This is a genomic window from Ornithinimicrobium cerasi (genome assembly GCF_003702705.1).
Lineage (GTDB): Bacteria > Actinomycetota > Actinomycetes > Actinomycetales > Dermatophilaceae > Ornithinicoccus > Ornithinicoccus cerasi.
The window spans coordinates 1-1,679 of the sequence record NZ_QZMN01000049.1 but is presented as its reverse complement, the minus strand read 5'-3'; the positions used below and the strand labels follow the sequence as shown (position 1 = coordinate 1,679).

Here is a 1,679-nt window from a genome sequence, read left to right as displayed (position 1 = left end):
CATCAGCGTGAGGCGTTGTACGTCAAGGGGGGGCCGGTGCCCTGGGCCCGTCGTCGTCCCTGCATAGGTGATGGAGCTTGATGGCTCGGCAGCGTGTGACCGGGTTCGGTGACGACGGGCCGGGGCGGCCCATGATGAGCGACGAGATACCTGGGGTGGTTCTCAATGCCGCGGAGGGCTCGCCCCGGCCCTGCTGGTGACGCGCGACGCCTCGCGCGAAGTGGCGGGGGTCAGGCGGCCACGAGCGGCTCCTGACCTCGGGCGTGGCCGGTGGCGATGGCGGGGTCCCAGGCCTGGCGGTGGACGACGACGGCGTGCAGCTGGCGCAGGATCGCGCCGGCGATGACGGTTTGGGCCTGGGTCGCCTTCAGCTTGTTGGTCTCCCGGGTGGTCAGGTGTCGGTAGCGGGCGGCGTAGACCTTGTTCGTCTGCAGGCAGCCCCACACCGCCCGCCAGGCGGCGGTGCGTAGCTCTGGCCGTCCGGCGCCGGTCAGGCGGGCCTTGCCGGTGAAGGTGCCCGACATCCGCTCCCGTGGGGCCAGGCCGGCGTGCTTGACCACGGCGCGGGCGGAGGTGAACCGCCTCAGGTCACCGGTGTGCGCCAGGATCGCCGCCGCCCCGACCGGGGACAGGCCGGGGATGGTGGTGACCAGGTGGGTGAGCTCGAGCTCGTCGAGGACGGCGACCATCTGGGCCTCAACGTCGACCTGTTGGGTGCGGGCCCGGTCCCAGTCGCCGAGCACCCAGGCGATGCGTTCGAACGCGCCGGGCCGGTGGGTGTGCACCCCGGCGGGGTCGGACAGGGCGGTGAACAGATTGCGCACGATCCGCAGGCACGGCCGTACCTTCCCGCGACGGACCATCTCGGCGCGGACCATCCGCTCGAACCTGTCAGCGCCCAGGCGGCGGGTCCGGTCCAGGTCCCCGCCGTCACGGCCGGTGATGACCGCCAGGGCGGCGACCCAGGTGGTCGACCTGAACGGGTAGGCAGCCGTGGCCAGGGCCGCGGGCCAGACGCACTCGAGCAGGTCGCGCAGCCGGTGGACCGAGGAGCCGTGGATCTCCAGCAGCTCATCGCGTCGATTCCCCAGGTGACGCAGCCGGCCCCAGGTCTCATCGGCCGGCTCGGGCAGGTAGCAGCGCAGCTGGGCGGTCATCCGCGCGATCAGGACGGCGTCCTTGTCGTCGGTCTTGTCGAACGTCAGGTCCTCGGACTTGCGGGCCCAGGCAGACATCGTCGGTTGCACGCACACGAAGCTCATCCCACGGTCGGCCGCGAGCTGGTCCAGGATGCGCCACCGGTGCCCGGTCGGCTCGCACGCGAGCGTCACCCCAGTGAACCCGTGCCGGGCAGCGTGGCCCGCGGCCCAGTCCAACGCGGGGCCCAGGTCCCAGGCCTTGCACCGGAAGGTGCGCCGGGCCAGCACCCGGGAGTCGTGGTCGCACACCACGACCATCTGCTTGACGTCGGCCAGGTCGATCCCGACGATCGCGTTCGAGGTCGGCACCGCAGCACGCAGCCGAGCCAGCCGTGCGTTCCTGTTCCGGTCACCGCGCGAAACACCACTACCGTTACTCATGACGTCCTCCTGACAGCGATGGGAAACCAAGCCCGACAAGCGCATCAGGAGGACGTCACCACGTCCAGACCCCCAGCGCTAAACGTCTTCCTATGCCGC

General features: G+C 71.1%; 1 protein-coding gene. It reads right to left on the bottom strand.

Annotated elements, in window-relative coordinates:
- Positions 1 to 230: 230 nt before the first annotated feature.
- Positions 231 to 1,508, bottom strand: a complete 1,278-nt coding sequence (locus D4B81_RS17705; protein WP_161965298.1) for an IS110 family RNA-guided transposase — start codon at positions 1,506 to 1,508, stop codon at positions 231 to 233.
- Positions 1,509 to 1,679 lie beyond the last annotated feature (171 nt).